The organism is Mycobacterium sp., from assembly GCF_040398885.1.
Lineage (GTDB): Bacteria > Actinomycetota > Actinomycetes > Mycobacteriales > Mycobacteriaceae > Mycobacterium.
In genome coordinates this window covers 1-16,580 of sequence record NZ_JBBATF010000008.1, presented here as the reverse complement: position 1 = coordinate 16,580, position 16,580 = coordinate 1, and the positions used below count along the sequence as shown (strand labels likewise).

Genomic DNA, 16,580 nt, shown 5'->3' with positions numbered 1-16,580 from the left:
GAGTCATCGGCGGCTACTACATTGGCGGTCATGCGCCCCGCCCGTCTGTTCAGTCTGCTGGCCGCGATCTTCGCGGCTCTCACCCTGCTGGCCCCGTCGGCGGTGGCCGAGCCGCCGTTCCGGCTGCCGGACTACGTCACCGACAACGCCGGGGCGCTCAACGACCGGCAGCGGGCCGACGTGCAGAAGGCCGTCGATCAGCTCTACAGCGAACGGCGCGTCCGGCTGTGGGTGGTCTACGTCGAGTCCTTCGCCCCCAAGGGCGCCTTCGAATGGGCCCAGCAGACCCGCAAGACCAGCGATCTGAGCGACCAGGACGCCATTCTGGCGGTGGCCACCAAGGACCGCTCGTATGCGCTCCTGGTATCCCCCGCCGCCGCCGGCGGCAGCTCCACCAAGGTCGACGACATTCGGCGCGATCGCGTCGAGCCGGCACTGCGCAGCGGGGACTGGTCCGGGGCGGCGGTCGCCGCGGCCAACGGGCTGGCGACGCTCAAGGGCGCCGGCGCCGCCAAGAACGGGTCAGGCGGCGGCGGCTCGATGCTGGTTCCCATCGCCGCCCTGGCCGGGGTGGGCCTACTCGGGTTCGGCGGGATGACGCTGGTGAGCCGCAAGCGGCGGCGCAAGCAGCACGAGGCCGCGGTCTCCGCCGCCAAGAGCATCGACCCCACCGATCCGGCGGCGCTGGCCGATGTGCCGATCGACGCCCTCGACGAACTGTCGAAGTCGATCGTCGTCCAGGTCGACAACGCGGTGCGCACCAGCGCCAACGAGGTGGCGCTGGCCACCGAGGAGTTCGGCGAGGCCCAGGCCGCGCCGTTCGCCGCCGCGGTCGACAATGCCCGGCAGACCCTCAAGCAGGCGTTCGCCGTGCGCCAGCGGCTCGACGACCAGGTGCCCGACCCGCTTCCGGAGCGCCGCGATCTGCTGACCAAGGTGGTGGTCTCCGCAGCCCGGGCCAACAAGGAGCTGGAGACCCAGACGTCGTCGTTCCACCAGATGCGCGACCTGGTGTTCAACGCCCCGGAGCGTCTCGATGCGCTGACTCAGCAGTTGGTCACCGTGACCGCGCGGCTGGATCCCTCCGACCAGAAGCTGGCGCAGCTGCGCACCGAGTTCGACGAGTCGGCGCTGGCGTCGGTGGCACGCAACGTCAACGCGGCCCGGGAGCGGGTCGAGTTCGCCGACCAGGCCATCACCCGCGGCCGGGAGCTGTCGGCCAGGCCGGTGGCCGGCGAGGTGGGTGCCCTGGTGGACTGCGTCCGCGGCGGGGAATCGGCTCTGCAGCAAGCCAATACGATGCTGAACGCGGTGGACAGCGCGGCCAGTGACATCCGCCGGGCAGTCTCGGCGCTGCCCGCGGCGATCGAGGACATTCAGCGCGGTATCGGCCAGGCCGGCGAACAACTCGCCAAGGGCGGGCTGGCCAAGGGCGCGGAGTTGTCCGCCGCCCGCGACGCGGCGGCCAAGGCGGTCGCCGCCGCGCAGGCCGGCGGCGCGGCCGACCCGCTGGGCGCCTTCACCCAGTTGACCCAGGCCGACGCCGACCTGGATCGGCTGCTGGCGGGCGCCGCCGAGGAGCGCGACGCCTCCGACCGGTTGATGCGCTCCTACGAGCAGGCGATGGCGACGGCGCAGTCCCGGGTGCGTTCGGTGTCGGATTACGTCGACACCCGCCGCGGCAGCATCGGCCCCGAGGCGAGGACCCGGCTGAACGAGGCGGTCCGCCAGCTCGAGGCGGCCGAGGCGAAGAAGAGCACCGCCATCGACGAGGCGATCAAGCACGCCAACGGGGCCTCCATGCTGGCCGCCCAGGCCCAGCAACTGGCCAACGACGACGTGCAGGCCGGTCAGCGGCAGTACCAGACCCGCTACGGCGGCCGGCAGTCCGACATGGGCGCCATGGTCGGCGGCATCATCCTGGGCAACATCCTCACCGGCGGCATGGGCGGCGGCGGCTACTACGGCGGCGGCGGGTACAGCGGTGGCGGCGGCGGGGTGTCGACGACGTCCTACGGCGGTTCGGGCGGCGACTGGCTCGGCGGCGGCGGTCGGTTCTGAGGACCCCGGCCCGGGACGTCAGCCCAGCAGTCGCGCCGCCAGGTAGCCCGGCACCGCGTCCAGGCCGACCCGCTCCTGGGTCATGCTGTCGCGCTCGCGGATGGTGACCGCCTGATCGGTGAGGGTGCCGAAGTCGACGGTCACGCAGAACGGCGTGCCGATCTCGTCCTGGCGGCGGTACCGGCGGCCGATCGCGCCGGCGTCGTCGAACTCGATGTTGAAGTTCTTCCGCAACTCGGCGGCGAGGTCGCGCGCCTTGGGGCTGAGATCCTCGTTGCGCGACAACGGCAGCACCGCGGCCTTCACCGGGGCCAGCCGCGGGTCCAGTCGCAGCACGGTGCGCTTGTCGACACCGCCCTTGGCGTTCGGCGCCTCGTCCTCGGCGTAGGCGTCCACCAGGAAGGCCATGAACGAACGGGTGAGTCCCGCCGCCGGTTCGATGACGTAGGGGACGTAGCGGGTGTCGGCGGCCTGGTCGTAGTAGGACAGGTCCACCCCGGAATGCCTGGAGTGCGTCGAGAGGTCGAAGTCGGTGCGGTTGGCGATGCCCTCGAGTTCGCCCCAGGGGTTGCCGGCGAAGCCGAACCGGTACTCGATGTCGGTGGTGCCGTCGCTGTAGTGCGACAGCTTCTCCCTGGGATGCTCGAAGAGGCGCAGATTGTCGCGCTTGATGCCGAGGTCGACGTACCACTGCAGCCGGGTGTCGATCCAGTACTGGTGCCACTGCCGGGCGGTGTCGGGCTCGACGAAGAACTCCATCTCCATCTGCTCGAACTCCCGTGTCCGGAAGATGAAGTTGCCCGGGGTGATCTCGTTGCGGAAGCTCTTGCCGATCTGCCCGATGCCGAACGGCGGCTTCTTGCGCGAGGTGGTCACCACGTTGGCGAAGTTGACGAAGATGCCCTGCGCGGTCTCGGGCCGCAGGTAGTGCAGGCCCTCTTCGCTCTCGATCGGCCCCAGATAGGTCTTGAGCATCATGTTGAAGTCGCGCGGTTCGGTCCACTGGCCGCGTGCGCCGCAGTCCGGGCAGACGACCTCGGTCATCGCCACCGACTCGGGAGAGGCGATGCCTTCTTTCGCCCCCTTTTTTTCGAAGTGGGCTTCCTGCATGTGGTCCTGGCGGTGGCGCTTGTGGCACTGCAGGCATTCCACCAGCGGGTCGTTGAACACCTCGACGTGTCCGGAGGCCACCCAGACCTCGCGGGGCAGGATGATCGAGGAGTCCAGGCCGACGACATCGTCTCGGCCGGTGACCATCGACCGCCACCACTGCCGCTTGATGTTCTCCTTGAGTTCCACGCCCAGCGGCCCGTAGTCCCAGGCCGACTTGGTGCCGCCGTAGATCTCCCCGGACTGGTACACCAGTCCACGGCGCTTGGCCAGGTTGACGATGGAATCGATGACTGACGCCACGGCGGCTTGCGCTCCTGTCTTAGCCGAGGAAGAACCGCTTCAGCCTAGGCGACCGCGGACTCAGGGCTTTGACACGACTGGCGCCCCCGTGGAATCGTGGCTGGAAATGGTTTCCACCAGCGATGCCCGCCCGGCCGGCGTGCGCGCGACGCGGCAGCGCAGTGCGATCGTGGCTCTGCTGGACGACGTCGAGGAGTTCAGGTCGGCGCAGGAACTGCACGACGAACTGCGCCGGCGCGGCGAGAACATCGGTTTGACGACGGTGTACCGCACCCTGCAGTCCCTGGCGTCCGCCGATCTCATCGACATGGTCCGCACCGACACCGGCGAATCGGTCTACCGGCGATGCGCCGGTCCCCACCATCACCACCACCTGGTGTGCCGCGGATGCGGGTCGGCGGTGGAGGTGAGCGGCCGGGAGGTGGAGGCCTGGGCGGCCGAAGTTGCTGCCACACAAGGCTTTTCCGACGTCAGCCACACCATCGAGTTGTTCGGCACCTGCGCGGACTGCCGGGGTTAGGCAAGGGCGCGGCCCATCTCCACCCCGGCATCCAGGACCATGCGCACCAGGATCTTAAGGGCACGCGCGTCCACCCCGGCCGGGAAGTTGTAGCGGAGCATCACCGTGCAGTCGCCGCCGGGATGCTCGGTCGTGGTGAGAGTGCCGAACATCGCACGGTTTGCCTCGACGGCCACCCGCCGGCGAAGTTCGTCGGTGCAGGGCACGTCCCACAGCAACACCTGGGTCAGCGAGAGGACGTCCAGTCCCTCGACCAGAGCCACCCTGCGCAGCGACGCGAAGGTGCCCTCATGGCGCAGTGTCAGGGCGCCGTCCTCCTCGACCTCGACGCGCAGAACCTGCCCGAGGGTCTCGGCGAGGTCCACCGGTCCGGGTCTGATCGTCCGCCTCCTCTCGGGCCGGGGCCCGCATCGTCACCGGACTACGCGCTGCCGAATCGGCGATTGCGGTTCACGAACTCCTCGCAGGCCGCCCACAGGTCGCGGCGGTCGTAGTCGGGCCAGAGTTTGTCCTGGAACACGTACTCGGCGTAGGCGGCCTGCCACAGCATGAAGTTGCTGGCGCGCTGCTCGCCCGAGGTGCGGATGAACAGGTCGACGTCGGGGACGTCGGGGCGGTGCAGGTGCTCGGCGATGGTGCGTTCGCCGACCCGCTCCGGGTCGATCCGGCCTGCCGCGGCGTCGCGGGCGATTTGCCTTGCCGCCTCGGCGATCTCGGCGCGACCGCCGTAGTTGACGCAGTAGTTGACCGTGATGACGTCGTTGCCGATCGTCATCTCCTCGGCGATGTCGAACTCCCTGATCACGCTTCGCCACATCCGCGCCCGGGAACCGACCCAGCGCATCCGCACCCCCATGACGGCGAGGTTCTCCCGTCGCCGGCGCACCACCTCGCGGTTGAAGTCCATCAGGAAGCGGACCTCCTCGGCGCTGCGCCGCCAGTTCTCGGTGGAGAAGGCGTAGACGCTCAGGTGCTTGATGCCGAGTTCGATCGCGCCGCAGGTGACGTCGATCAGCACCGCCTCGCCCATCTTGTGCCCCTCGGTGCGGCTCAGCCCCCGCTGGGTGGCCCACCGGCCGTTGCCGTCCATGACGATGGCGACGTGCCGGGGGACCTGGCCGGCCGGGATGGCCGGGGGTGAGGCCTTGGAGGGATGCTGCGGCGGCCGGCACGGACCGCCGTCCGGTGCGGCCGGCAATTCGGGGAACATCACGGGCCAGGCCGAGGTGTCGGGGAAAACCGGGTAGTCGTCAGGCGGCGGGGGAAGCTGTGGAAATGCCGCCCCGCGCCTGCGCTTAGCCCCCCGCCAGGAGCCGGCCACCCGGTCCATCGCCATGGGGGACATCCTGCCTGAAGAGTTCGGCTGGTTGGGAGTGGACCCGCTCGACAAGCGCCAAAGTCCGTAACTGGCGTTCCAGGTGCCATTGCAGATGCGCGGCCACCAGTCCGCTGGCCTGCCCGCGGTGGGACGCCGAGGAGGACTCCGCGGCGTCCCAGTCCCCCTCGTAGAGCGCGGCCATCAGGTCCAGGACCGCTTGCGGCGGGGTGACCGACCCGGACGGGCGGCAGTGCATGCACACGCTGCCCCCGGCGGCGATGTGGAAGGCGCGGTGCGGGCCGGGCGCGGCGCAGCGCGCGCATTCGGTCAGCGCGGGCGCCCAGCCGGCGATGCCCATGGCGCGCAGCAGATAGGCGTCGAGCAACAGTTCGCGGGAGCGGGTGCCGTCGGCGACCGCCCGCAGCGCCCCGACGGTCAGCCGGTGCAGCGCCGGCGCCGGGGCACGCTCCTCCCCGGCCAGCCGCTCGGCGGTCTCCAGGACCGCGCAGGCGCTGGTGTAGCGGCCGTAGTCGCAGACGATGTCGGTGGCGAAGGCGTCGATCGACACCACCTGGGTGACGATGTCGAGGTTGCGCCCCGGGTGCAGTTGGACGTCGATGTGGGCGAACGGCTCCAGCCGGGAGCCGAACTTGCTGCGGGTGCGACGAACCCCCTTGGCGACCGCGCGGACCAGTCCGTGGTCGCGGGTGAGCAGGGTGACGATGCGGTCGGCCTCGCCGAGCTTGTGCTGGCGCAGCACGACCGCCCGGTCCCGATACAGTCGCATTGAACCAGTCTGTCACCGCATTGCGACATCGGCGCGGACGCGCGCCGGGGTGATCGGCCACCGCCCGCCGGCGGGAACTACAGAATGGCGATTGCGATAATCAGGGCGAACGCGACGTACGCGGCGACGACGACCAACACTTCGGGGACGAAGCGCTCCGCCGCCAGCACCCGGCCGATGTCGATCCCGGTGACCAGTCCGATCAGCCGCACACTCAACGCCTGACCGACCAGCCCGAGGACGCCGAAGATCAGCGTTCCGACCAGACCCTGCACGATTTCACCGGCCGAGGAGTAGATGGTCAGCACCACGATCAGCCCGATGGAAAACACCCCGGCGGCGGCAATCGCCGCCGCGTTCGGCCGGCCGGCCATCACCAGCGTCCGCAGCGGCCCCGGCGTGGTCCAGTCGATGATGAAGAAGCCCAGCACCACCAGGACCACCCCGAGGATCGTGTACAGCGCGATCGCTGAGACGCCGTGGCCGACACTCGACCAGTAATCGGCATCCAGACTGGCAGCTAGCATCGAGACTCCTTCGGGGGTCACAACTTAATCCGGTGTGGCACAAAGGCCGAGATGTTGTCGGTTATCAAGCCGGGACTCTCGCGGATGCCGAGGCCGGCAGACTCATTCCCGACGATCCACGCGCCCAGGCACGGATGCATGTCGTCGAAGCGCGGCAGGGGGTCGAACAACTGATACACATAGCCTTCCGCCCCGTAGACGCCACCGGTCTCCAACTGGTAGCCGGGGGCCGCGACGGTGATGTTGCCGCCTTCGCGACCGAGTTTGGGTTTGCGCAGATAATCGGTGAGCTCGTGCGGATCGTCGAGGTAGGTTGGTAGCAGGTTCGGGTGCCCGGGATACATCTCCCACAGGACCGCCAGGATCGCCTTGTTGCTCAGCAGCGTCTTCCACAGCGGCTCCACCCACATCGTTTCGGGCAGGAGTTCCGTTGCGCGGCGGCCGAATTCGTCGTCGAGCACAAACTCCCACGGGTAGAGCTTGAAGACCGACGAGATCGGAGCTTCCTCCAGATCAACGAAGCGATCGAGGTCGCTGTCGTACCCGATCTGCTCGATTGCCAGGGCGACCGTGTGCAGGCCGGCTTCGGCCGCGCACTCCTGCATGTAGGCGAGGGTGACGTTGTCCTCCCCTGTCATGTCGGCCCCCGACCAGGTGAAGTGCGTCTCCTCGCCGGCCAGCCGCGGCCGGATCTCCTGCCAGCGCTCGACGAGGCGCTCGTGCAGGGAGTTCCACTGGTCGTCGTGAGGGAAGACGTCGGTCTTCCAGTGCCACTGCAGGATCGCAGCCTCGAGCAGCGTCGTCGGGGTGTCGGCGTTGTATTCCAGCAGGACCGGAGGGCGTGTTCCGTCGTAGCGCACGTCGAACCTGCCGAACACATGCGGGTCGCTGCGCCGCCAGGACTTCGCGATGGGTTCCCAGCTCCACTCGGGCAGCCCGAAGTCGACGAACCGTTCCGTGAGCACCACCTGCTCGACCGCCTCCAGGCACATCGAGTGCAGGACCTCGACGCTGGCCTCCATGGACAGCACCTCGTCCATGTCGAACACGTAATGCACCGACTCGTCCCAGTAGGGCCGGACCGAGCCGTCGCCGTAGCGGGCGGGCTCGTCGAAGCACATGCCCTGGGCGGCGACGATGCGCTCCCAGTCCGGGCGGGGAGCCCGGTGTTCACGGTGCATTCAGCCGCCCAGACTGCCGGCGTTCGATGACCCGAAGCCGCCGCGGGTGATCGACGAGCCGGACTTCGTCTTGGCGATGGTGCCCTTCGGCTGTGTCAGCGTCCCCCCGGTGGCGCGGGTGCCCATACCGCCGCTCGAACCGCCGTAGTAATAGCGGTACGGCGAACCCGCGAAGATGAAGATGCCGCCCACCCCCGGTGTCCCTCTCCCGCAATAGTCGTCGGGCACCACAACGTTGTTCTCGTCCACACAGCTTGCGGTGACGTCCGGGTCGCGCTTGGACATCTGATAGCCCATCGCGACCGCCCCCACGACACCGACCACGGCCACAGCACCCATGAGGGTCCTCCTGTTCTGGCGCCGTCGGTGATCTGCGGCAGCAGCCTGTTCCGCCGCGAACCGATCAGCTTCTTCACGCGCCTTACGCGCCTTGTCCCGCGCCCGCGCCTCGGCGACGGTGGCAGGGCGGGGCCGGGTGACTCCCGGCTCCTGGACGCGGATGTTCCCGCGTCTCGGGGGCAAGGCAGCACCGGTTGCGCGATCGGCAGTGTCCGGATGCGGTGGAGACACCGCGTCGTTGCCTGGCTCGTTCTCCACGTCTTCCACCCCGGACCTAGATCGGATTCGCTCGAAGATACCCTGCTAGAAACCCAGCCGACCCAGCAGTTTGGGGTCCTGCTGCCAGTTCTTGGCCACCTTCACCCGCAGATCCAGGTAGACCTTGGTGCCGAGCAGCTTCTCGATCTGCCGCCGCGCGGTGGTGCCGACCTGTTTGAGCCGGGCCCCGCCGCGTCCGATGACGATGCCCTTCTGGCTGTCGCGCTCGACGTAGATGTAGGCGTGCACGTCGATCAGCTCACCCTGCTCCTCGGTCCGGCCCTCCCGCGGGGTGACCTCGTCGATGACCACCGCCAGGGAGTGCGGCAGTTCGTCGCGCACCCCCTCCAGGGCGGCCTCCCGGATGAGCTCGGCCATCAGGACCTCTTCGGGTTCGTCGGTGAGCTCCCCGTCGGGGTAGAACGCCGGGCCCTCTTCCAACTGGTCGGCCAGCACGCCGATGAGGACGTCGATCTGCTCGCCCTTGGTGGCCGAGACCGGGACGATGGCGGCGGCGTGCTCGCCGGCCAGTTCGCTGACCGCCATCAACTGCGCGGCGACGCGGTCCCTGTCGACCTTGTCGATCTTGGTGACGATGACCACCAGGGTGGTCCTGGGGGCGACCGCGCGGATCTGCTCGAAGATCCACCGGTCGCCGGGCCCGATCTGCTCGTCGGCCGGCACGCACCAGCCGATGACGTCGACCTCCGAGTAGGTGTCGCGGACCAGGTCGTTGAGCCGCTTGCCCAGCAGGGTGCGCGGCCGGTGCAGCCCGGGGGTGTCGACCAGGACGATCTGGAATTCCGGCCGGTGCACGATGCCGCGGATGGTGTGCCGGGTCGTCTGCGGCCGGCTGGAGGTGATCGCCACCTTGCTGCCCACCAGGGCGTTGGTCAGCGTCGATTTGCCGGTGTTGGGCCGGCCCACCAGGCAGACGAACCCGGACCGGAACCCGCTCACGCGCCCGCCGCCGTCGCCGAGTGTGTACGCACTGCGAATTTCCGGGCGGTTTCTCGCAGTGTGTTCACGTTCGGTGATCGCCGTCGGTCTCTAACGGTTTCACCAGCACGGTGCCGACCCGCACCCGGCCGCGTTGATCGGCGCCGCCCTCGGCCCGCAGTCGCAGCCCGTGCGACACCACCTCGGCTCCCGGTAGCGGGACGCGGCCCAGTTCGAGCGCGACCAGTCCGCCGATGGTGTCGACGTCGAGACCCTCCGCGAATTCGATCCCGTACAGTTCGCCGACGTCCTCGATCGGCAGCCGGGCGGAGACCCGGAACACCTTGTCCCCCAGTTCTTCCACCGGGGCGACCTCGTTGGTGTCGTACTCGTCGGCGATCTCGCCGACGATCTCCTCCAGCACGTCCTCGATGGTCACCAGGCCGGCGGTGGCACCGTACTCGTCGACCAGCAGCGCGATGTGGATGCGGTCGCGCTGCATCTCCTTGAGCAGTTCGTCGAGCGGCTTGGAGTCCGGAATGAACACGGCGGGCCGCATCACCTCCGCGACGGTGATGTCCCGGGCGGCGGCCGCCGAGTAGTAGGTCCGCCGGACGAGGTCTTTGAGATAGATCACCCCGACGACGTCGTCGACGTCGTCACCGATGACCGGCATCCGGGAGTGCCCGCTGCGGATCGCCAGCGAGGTCGCCTGGGCCGCGCTCTTGTCGCTTTCGATCCACACCATCTCGGTGCGCGGAACCATCACCTCCCGGGCCGGGGTGTCGCCCAGTTCGAAGACCGACTGGATCATCTTGCGTTCCTCGTCGGCCACCACGCCGCGCTGCTGGGCCAGGTCGACCACCTCGCGCAGTTCGATCTCGGAGGCGAACGGACCGTTGCGCAGGCCCCGACCCGGCGTCAGCGCGTTGCCGAGCAGGATGAGCAGCCGGCTGATCGGGGCGAGCAGCACCGAAATGGCCTGCAGCGGCAGGGCCGAGGCCAATGCGATCGGGTAGGCGTGCTGCCGCCCCAGGGTGCGGGGCCCGACGCCGACGACGACGAAGCTCGTGACGGTCATGATCACAGCGGCCGACACCAGCGCCGGCCGCAGCCCGAACCGGTCGTTCAGATAGGCCACCAGCAGGACGCAGGCGGTCGCTTCGCAGGCGATCCGAAGCAGCACGACGAGATTGATGTAGCGGGGCTTCTCGCGGACCACCCGGCCCAGCCGGACCGCGCCCGGGCGTTCGTCGCGGATGAGTTCGGAGACGCGGGCCACCGACACCGTGCTGACGGCGGCGTCGATAGCGGAGAACAGTCCACCCAGCAGGATCAGGGCGATCGCGCCGGTGAGGGGTGCGAGTCCGGTCAAGTGTCCCAGCCGGTCAGTCGTCGAAGTTCCGGGACTTGTCCAGCAGCCGCTGGTCCTTCTCGGCCTGGCGCTGCGCGTGGTAGGACTCGACCTGATCGGCCACCCACTCCTCGAGGAGCCTGCGCTGCAGGGCGAACATCTCTTTCTCCTCGTCCGGCTCGGCGTGGTCGTACCCCAGCAGATGCAGCACACCGTGGACGGTGAGCAACGCCAGTTCCTGCCCGAGGCTGTGGCCGGCCGCGCTGGCCTGTTCGGCGGCGAACTGCGGGCACAGCACGATATCGCCCAGCATCGAGGGTCCCGGTTCGGGAGCGTCCGGGCGGCCGCCGGGCTCCAACTCGTCCATCGGGAAGCTCATCACGTCGGTGGGGCCGGGCAGATCCATCCACCGCATGTGCAGGTCGGCCATCGCGGGCAGGTCCAGCAGCACCATGGACAACTCGGCGGCGGGGTTGACGTCCATTCGGCGGATGACGAAGCGCGCGACGCTGATCAGTTCCTCTTCGGAAACGTCGATGCCGGACTCGTTGGACACCTCGATGGTCATGCGCGATCCCTACTGACGCCGGCGCCGGGCCTGGTTGAGCCCGGGTTGCTCGGCGGCTCTGGCGTAGGCGTCGACGATGTCGGACACCAGCCGGTGGCGCACGACGTCGGCGCTGGTGAGTTCGGAGAAGTGGATGTCGTCGATCCCTTCGAGGATGTCCATCGCCGCGCGCAGACCCGAACGCGAACCACCGGGCAGGTCGACTTGCGTGATATCCCCCGTCACAACGATTTTCGAGCCGAACCCCAGTCGGGTCAGGAACATCTTCATCTGCTCGGCGGTGGTGTTCTGCGCCTCGTCGAGGATGATGAAGGAGTCATTCAGGGTGTTGTGGGTGAGCAGGAATTCCTCGGTCACGTAGAGGGAATCGGCCGCGGCCACGGAAATGCAGACCGCTTCCTCGGTACCGGCCGGTTCGATGCGTTCGATGTAGCGTCTGGGGGCTCCGCCACCGCCAGACTCGGCGTACTCTCGCGCTTTGCGCGACAGCCTGAAGGGCGTCACGCTCTCGGGGAGTCGGATGTCGATGACATGTGCCTCGGCCTTCGGTGTGCGCGAGTAGGCAATGCCGCCCAGGGACTGGACGAGGAACAGGACGTCATCACGCAACTGGTCCGACACCGTCGTGAACTGGATTCGGCAGGTGCGGCCGGGTTGAGTGACGGGTCCACCGTCGGAATCGAGTAAACCCTGCAACACACCCAGGCGGACATCCGGCGAGTTGAGCAGGTAGTCCTCGGGAATGAATTTGGCGTTCGACCCTCGGTCTTGGAAGCAGCCATCCCCCGACGACAGACCCAGGGCGTAGGGATCCAGCGGGACCGGGCGTGCGGCGAAATCGACCGGGGCGGAGAGCAACGGAAGCTCGTACCGGTGGTGGTGCGCAGCCCGGAGATTTCCGATCATCTCCTTTGTCTGCAGCACCCGCGCCGGCTTGCCGCGACGTCGATCGCTGCGGGTATGGACCGCCCACAGATGATCCCCTGACGCGAGGGTCGACGAACCATCCTGAGTGAAGACGCGATAGATCTCCTTGAACCCCTGCGGGTAGACGCCGAGGACCTCGGTCGGCTTGCCGTCCGAGCCGATAACAGCGTCGCCGACCGACAACTCGCCAATCGGTGTGAAACCCTCAGGGGTGAGGACATCGGTGGAGACAGGTTGCGCCCTACCCCGCATGTATGCCAGCGGCGCCACCTCGATCACACCCGCGCTCATCAGCTTCGGAATGGCCTCGGCGTCCATCATGTCGTGCAACGCGTCGTACAGCGGCCGCAGATACGGGTCGATCTTCTCGCTGAGCGTGCCGGGCAGAAAGCCAAGGCGCTCACCGGCTTCCACGGCGGGCCGGGTCAGGATGATCCGGGTGACCTGTTTGGTCTGCAGCGCCTTGACGGCTTTCGCCATCGCCAGGTAGGTCTTGCCGGTGCCGGCCGGCCCGATGCCGAACACGACGGTGTGGGCGTCGATGGCGTCGACGTAGCGTTTCTGGTTCAGCGTCTTGGGCCGGATGGTCTTTCCGCGCCGCGACAGGATGTCCAGCGTCAGCACTTCGGCCGGCGAGGTGTTCTCCTCGCCGGCCACCATAGCGACGCTGCGGCGGACGGCGTCGGCGGAGAGCGCCTGACCGCCGGCCACGATGGCGATCAACTCCGAGATGACCCGTTCGGCCAGTGCCACGTCGGCGGAGGATCCGGACAGGTTGACGGTGTTACCCCGGACATGCACCTCGGCCGACAGCGCATCCTCCAGTGCCCGCAAATTCTCGTCGGAGGACCCCAGCAGACCCATGACGAGGTCGGGCGGAACAGTCATGCTGCTGCGTACCTGCGCGGCAGTACTCGTCTCGCGGGGCGTCATGTTGTCCGTGAGTCTACCGATCGACTCCCCCACCTGGGGGTCAGAACACACTCCCCCACCTGGGGGTCAGAACACACTCCCCCACCTGGGGGTCAGAACACACTCCCCCACCTGGGGGTCAGAACACCCAGTGCCCCCAGGGCGACCGCCGCCGCGGTCGAGGTGCGCAGCACGGTGGGCCCGAGGACGGTGGAAACCGCGCCCGCCGCGGTCAACGCCCCCAGTTCGGCGTCGGTGATGCCGCCCTCCGGTCCGACCACCACGATGACGGCCTCGGCCCCGGAAACCGGCAGGTCGGCGATCGGGCGGTCGGCGGACTCGTGCAGCACCAGTGCCACGGCGTCCGGACGGCCGGCGAGGTATCCGCACAACTCCGTGGTCGACAGTGGGCCGGTGACCTCCGGAATCCAGGGCCGGCGGGACTGCCGGGCCGCCGACCGGGCCACCGCGCGCCAGCGCCGCAGGCCCTTCTCGGCGCGCTCGCCGGCCCAGCGGGCCACGCAGCGTTCGGCCTGCCAGGCCACGAAGTCGTCGGCCCCGGCTTCGGTGGCCAGTTCCACGGCCAGTTCGGAGCGCTCGGCCTTCGGGATGGCCTGCACGACCGTCACCGCGGGCCGGGGCCGCGGCGCGGTCCGGCGGGCGGTGACCCGGGCGGTCAGGCTGCGTTTCCCGGCTTCCTGCACCACGCAGTCGGCCAGGGTCCCGGCCCCGTCGGAGAGGGTCAGCGTCTCGCCGGGCCGGATCCGGCGGACGGTGGCGGCGTGGAATCCCTCGTCGCCCTCGACGGTCGCGGTGCCGCCGACGGCCGGAATGTCCTGCGCGTAGAAGAGGGTCGCCGCCACGGGTTCAGCGGCCGGTGAAGGTTTCCCGCAGCCGGCTGAACAGACCGCCGGCGGCGCCGGCCTGGCCCGCCGCCGCGCGGGTGGTCCTGACGGCGGCCTGGTCGTTGCCGCGGCTCTTGACCTCGGTGAGCAGTTCCCGGGTCCGGGCGTCGAGCTTGGTGGGCACCACCACCTCGAAGTGGGCGTGCAGGTCCCCGCGCGCCTCGGAACGCAGCCGCGGCATGCCGTGTCCGCGCAGCGTCGTCACCGCGCCGGGCTGGGTCCCCGGGGCGATGGTGATCTCGGTCGGGCCGTCCAGGATTCCCTCCACCGTGACGGTGCCGCCCAGCGCCGCGTCGACCATCGGGACGGCGACGGTGCAGTGCAGATCCTCGCCGTCGCGGACGAAGATCTCGTGCGGCTGTTCGTGGACCTCGACGTAGAGGTCGCCGGCCGGACCGCCGCCGGGGCCGACCTCGCCCTGGCCGGCCAGTCGCACCCGCATCCCGTCGGCCAGCCCGGCCGGGATCTTGACGCTGATCTCCCGGCGCGAGCGCACCCGACCGTCGCCGCCGCAGCGGTGGCACGGGTCGGGGATCACCTCGCCGACGCCACCGCAGGTCGGACAGACCCGGGACGTCATCATCTGGCCCAGCAGGGACCGCTGCACGCTCTGGACCTCGCCGCGGCCGGCGCAGGTGTCGCAGGCGGCCGGCATGGAGTTGCCGTGGGTGCCCTTGCCCTGGCACCGGTCGCACAGCACGGCGGTGTCGACGGTGACCTGCTTGGTGACGCCGGTGGCGCACTCCCCGAGGGTCATCCGCATCCGCAGCAGGGAATCCGATCCCGGCCGGACCCGGCCGATCGGCCCGCGGGAGCCGCCGCCGCCGAAGAACGCCTCGAACACGTCGCCCAGACCGCCGAACCCGGCGAATCCGCCCCCGCCGCCCGGCCCGGAGGACAGCGGGTCCCCGCCGAGGTCGACGATGCGCCGCTTCTCCGGATCCGAGAGGACCTCGTAGGCGGCGCTGATCTCCTTGAACCGTTCGCCCTCGTCCGGGTTGATGTCGGGGTGCAGCTCGCGGGCGAGCTTGCGGTAGGCGCGCTTGAGTTCGGCGTCGCTGGCATTCCTGCTCACTCCGAGCAGTCCGTAATAGTCGCGTGCCACGTCGAGCCTCTCCGTCAGAAGTTGCCGCTGCCTGATCAGCCGGCGCGGTTGCCCAGGACCTCGCCGATGTACATCGCAACCGCGGCGACGTTGGCCATGGTCCCTGGATAGTCCATCCGGGTGGGTCCGACCACACCCATGCCGCCGTAGACCGTTCCGGCGCTGCCGTAAGTGGTGGTGACCACCGACGTGCCGGCCATCTGTTCCGCCTCGGTCTCGTGGCCGATGCGCACCGTCACCTTACCGGCGTCCTGCTGGGCGGCCATCAGCCGCAGGACCACCACCTGCTCCTCGAGGGCCTCCAGAACCGATCGCAGCGACCCGCCGAAGTCCGCGGTGTTGCGGGTCAGGTTCGCGGTGCCGCCCATCAGCAGCCGTTCCTCGGCGTGCTCGACCAGCGATTCCAGCAGGACGGTCGCCGACCGGCCCACCGCGTCGCCGAACGTCGTCCCCGCCCCGCCGTGCAGCCGGCTGGCCAGTTCGGCGACGGCGACCGAGGCTGCCGAGAGCCGCTTGCCCTCGAGCGCCTTGCTGAGCAGGTCGCGGAGCTGACCGACCTGGTGTTCGTCGATGGTGTCGCCGAGTTCGACGATGCGCTGGTCGACCCGGCCGGAGTCGGTGATCACCACCATCAGCAGCCGGGCCGGGGTCAGCGCGACGACTTCGAGGTGGCGAACCGTCGAGGCCGACAGGGTCGGGTACTGCACCACCGCCACCTGCCGGGTCAGCTGTGCGAGCAGGCGCACCGCCCGGCGCAGCACATCGTCGAGGTCGACGCCGGATTCCAGGAAGGACAGGATCGCGCGGCGTTCCGGCGAGGAGAGCGGCTTGACGTCGTGGATCCGGTTGACGAACTCGCGGTAGCCCTTCTCGGTGGGCACCCGGCCGGAACTGGTGTGCGGCTGGGCGATGTAGCCCTCGGCCTCCAGCACGGCCATGTCGTTGCGGACGGTGGCGCTGGAGACGCCGAGGTTGTGGCGTTCCACCAGAGCCTTGGAGCCGATCGGCTCCTTGGTGGCGACGAAGTCGGCGACGATGGCGCGCAGGACCTCGAACCGACGGTCATCGGCACTTCCCATACTGTTCACCTCCTGCGGTCGGGACTTCATTTTACGGGTTATCAGCAGCGGGATTAGCAGAAGAACCCGGCGAGTGCCATCAGTCGTCGAGAAGGTCGCGGACCACGGCGTCGGCCAGCAGTCGGCCCCGGTCGGTGAGGATCAGCCGGTCGGCGGCCTCCCGCAGCAGCCCGTCGGCGACCGCCCGGCGGGCCCGTTCCCGTTCGGTTCCGGTGAGCACGGCGAGGGGAAGTCCCCGCCGCAGCCTGATCCCGAGCAGGACCTCCTCGACATGGCGCTCGCGGTCGCCGACCCGCTCGAAATCGGCCGCCGCCGACCCACCCTGCGCAAGTTTTTCGGCATATGCCTTGGGGCGCTTGACATTCCACCACCGCACGCCACCGACGA

The 16,580-nt window shown here is 69.1% G+C and carries 15 protein-coding genes and 4 pseudogenes; 2 read left to right on the top strand and 17 right to left on the bottom strand.

Annotated features, from left to right (window positions below; translation table 11 throughout):
- Window positions 1-30: 30 nt before the first annotated feature.
- Entirely contained in the window at window positions 31-2,061 is a 2,031-nt protein-coding gene (locus ADBZ5U_RS01595) for a TPM domain-containing protein (RefSeq protein ID WP_526261671.1), read from the top strand.
- Between the two features lie 18 nt (window positions 2,062-2,079).
- Here ADBZ5U_RS01595 and ADBZ5U_RS01590 read toward each other — a convergent pair whose 3' ends face one another.
- A complete protein-coding gene (locus ADBZ5U_RS01590) occupies window positions 2,080-3,474 on the bottom strand; it encodes a glycine--tRNA ligase (RefSeq protein ID WP_526261669.1) in 1,395 nt (464 codons plus the stop codon).
- A gap of 106 nt (window positions 3,475-3,580) precedes the next feature.
- Between ADBZ5U_RS01590 and ADBZ5U_RS01585 the strand changes: the two genes are divergently transcribed.
- Window positions 3,581-3,994, top strand: a complete 414-nt coding sequence (locus ADBZ5U_RS01585) for a Fur family transcriptional regulator (RefSeq protein WP_526261667.1) — start codon at window positions 3,581-3,583, stop codon at window positions 3,992-3,994.
- On the opposite strand, the gene ADBZ5U_RS01580 is transcribed toward ADBZ5U_RS01585, so the two are convergent.
- The 16 genes and pseudogenes from ADBZ5U_RS01580 to ADBZ5U_RS01505 all read right to left on the bottom strand — a co-directional run.
- Window positions 3,991-4,359 carry a hypothetical protein gene (locus tag ADBZ5U_RS01580; protein WP_526261665.1) on the bottom strand — a complete coding sequence of 123 codons (369 nt, stop codon included), beginning with the start codon at window positions 4,357-4,359 and terminating at the stop codon, window positions 3,991-3,993. The genes ADBZ5U_RS01585 and ADBZ5U_RS01580 overlap by 4 nt on opposite strands.
- A gap of 56 nt (window positions 4,360-4,415) precedes the next feature.
- Window positions 4,416-5,324 (bottom strand): decaprenyl diphosphate synthase, encoded by a 909-nt coding sequence (locus tag ADBZ5U_RS01575; protein ID WP_526261715.1) that lies wholly within the window; start codon window positions 5,322-5,324, stop codon window positions 4,416-4,418.
- Window positions 5,290-6,099, bottom strand: coding sequence for a DNA repair protein RecO (gene recO / locus ADBZ5U_RS01570; RefSeq protein WP_526261663.1), 810 nt, complete (start codon window positions 6,097-6,099; stop codon window positions 5,290-5,292). Before recO ends, ADBZ5U_RS01575 begins: the two co-directional genes overlap by 35 nt.
- 77 nt (window positions 6,100-6,176) lie before the next feature.
- Complete coding sequence (locus ADBZ5U_RS01565) at window positions 6,177-6,626, bottom strand: DUF350 domain-containing protein (protein WP_526261661.1); 450 nt, start codon at window positions 6,624-6,626, stop codon at window positions 6,177-6,179.
- Between the two features lie 17 nt (window positions 6,627-6,643).
- Complete coding sequence (locus ADBZ5U_RS01560; RefSeq protein ID WP_526261659.1) at window positions 6,644-7,807, bottom strand: glutathionylspermidine synthase family protein; 1,164 nt, start codon at window positions 7,805-7,807, stop codon at window positions 6,644-6,646.
- Window positions 7,808-8,308 (bottom strand): hypothetical protein, encoded by a 501-nt coding sequence (locus ADBZ5U_RS01555; protein WP_526261713.1) that lies wholly within the window; start codon window positions 8,306-8,308, stop codon window positions 7,808-7,810.
- A 141-nt stretch (window positions 8,309-8,449) separates the two neighbouring features.
- Window positions 8,450-9,364, bottom strand: coding sequence for a GTPase Era (gene era, locus ADBZ5U_RS01550; RefSeq protein ID WP_526261657.1), 915 nt, complete (start codon window positions 9,362-9,364; stop codon window positions 8,450-8,452).
- A 64-nt stretch (window positions 9,365-9,428) separates the two neighbouring features.
- Window positions 9,429-10,718, bottom strand: coding sequence for a CNNM domain-containing protein (locus tag ADBZ5U_RS01545; protein ID WP_526261654.1), 1,290 nt, complete (start codon window positions 10,716-10,718; stop codon window positions 9,429-9,431).
- A 13-nt stretch (window positions 10,719-10,731) separates the two neighbouring features.
- A complete protein-coding gene (gene ybeY, locus ADBZ5U_RS01540) occupies window positions 10,732-11,265 on the bottom strand; it encodes an rRNA maturation RNase YbeY (RefSeq protein WP_526261652.1) in 534 nt (177 codons plus the stop codon).
- A gap of 9 nt (window positions 11,266-11,274) precedes the next feature.
- Window positions 11,275-11,595, bottom strand: a pseudogene (locus ADBZ5U_RS01535) (PhoH family protein); the annotation flags it as partial.
- Window positions 11,596-11,829: 234 nt separating this feature from the next.
- A pseudogene (locus ADBZ5U_RS01530) lies at window positions 11,830-12,171 on the bottom strand (LAGLIDADG family homing endonuclease); the annotation flags it as partial.
- Between the two features lie 261 nt (window positions 12,172-12,432).
- Window positions 12,433-13,125: pseudogene (locus ADBZ5U_RS01525) on the bottom strand (PhoH family protein); the annotation flags it as partial.
- A 92-nt stretch (window positions 13,126-13,217) separates the two neighbouring features.
- Window positions 13,218-13,967, bottom strand: a complete 750-nt coding sequence (locus ADBZ5U_RS01520; RefSeq protein ID WP_526261650.1) for a 16S rRNA (uracil(1498)-N(3))-methyltransferase — start codon at window positions 13,965-13,967, stop codon at window positions 13,218-13,220.
- Between the two features lie 4 nt (window positions 13,968-13,971).
- Window positions 13,972-15,114, bottom strand: a complete 1,143-nt coding sequence (gene dnaJ / locus ADBZ5U_RS01515) for a molecular chaperone DnaJ (RefSeq protein WP_526261648.1) — start codon at window positions 15,112-15,114, stop codon at window positions 13,972-13,974.
- A gap of 35 nt (window positions 15,115-15,149) precedes the next feature.
- Window positions 15,150-16,193, bottom strand: coding sequence for a heat-inducible transcriptional repressor HrcA (gene hrcA / locus ADBZ5U_RS01510; RefSeq protein ID WP_526261646.1), 1,044 nt, complete (start codon window positions 16,191-16,193; stop codon window positions 15,150-15,152).
- 79 nt (window positions 16,194-16,272) lie between these two features.
- Window positions 16,273-16,580 (bottom strand): annotated as a pseudogene (locus ADBZ5U_RS01505) (radical SAM family heme chaperone HemW); the annotation flags it as partial.

Excerpts from the sequence above, each read along its gene's own strand:
- ADBZ5U_RS01595 (WP_526261671.1), top strand. The coding sequence starts at position 31 with ATGCGCCCCGCCCGTCTGTTCAGTCTGCTGGCCGCGATCTTCGCGGCT.
- ADBZ5U_RS01585 (WP_526261667.1), top strand. The coding sequence starts at position 3,581 with ATGGTTTCCACCAGCGATGCCCGCCCGGCCGGCGTGCGCGCGACGCGG.
- ADBZ5U_RS01575 (WP_526261715.1), bottom strand. The coding sequence starts at position 5,324 with ATGGACCGGGTGGCCGGCTCCTGGCGGGGGGCTAAGCGCAGGCGCGGG.
- recO (WP_526261663.1), bottom strand. The coding sequence starts at position 6,099 with ATGCGACTGTATCGGGACCGGGCGGTCGTGCTGCGCCAGCACAAGCTC.
- ADBZ5U_RS01565 (WP_526261661.1), bottom strand. The coding sequence starts at position 6,626 with ATGCTAGCTGCCAGTCTGGATGCCGATTACTGGTCGAGTGTCGGCCAC.
- ADBZ5U_RS01560 (WP_526261659.1), bottom strand. The coding sequence starts at position 7,807 with ATGCACCGTGAACACCGGGCTCCCCGCCCGGACTGGGAGCGCATCGTC.
- ybeY (WP_526261652.1), bottom strand. The coding sequence starts at position 11,265 with ATGACCATCGAGGTGTCCAACGAGTCCGGCATCGACGTTTCCGAAGAG.
- hrcA (WP_526261646.1), bottom strand. The coding sequence starts at position 16,193 with ATGGGAAGTGCCGATGACCGTCGGTTCGAGGTCCTGCGCGCCATCGTC.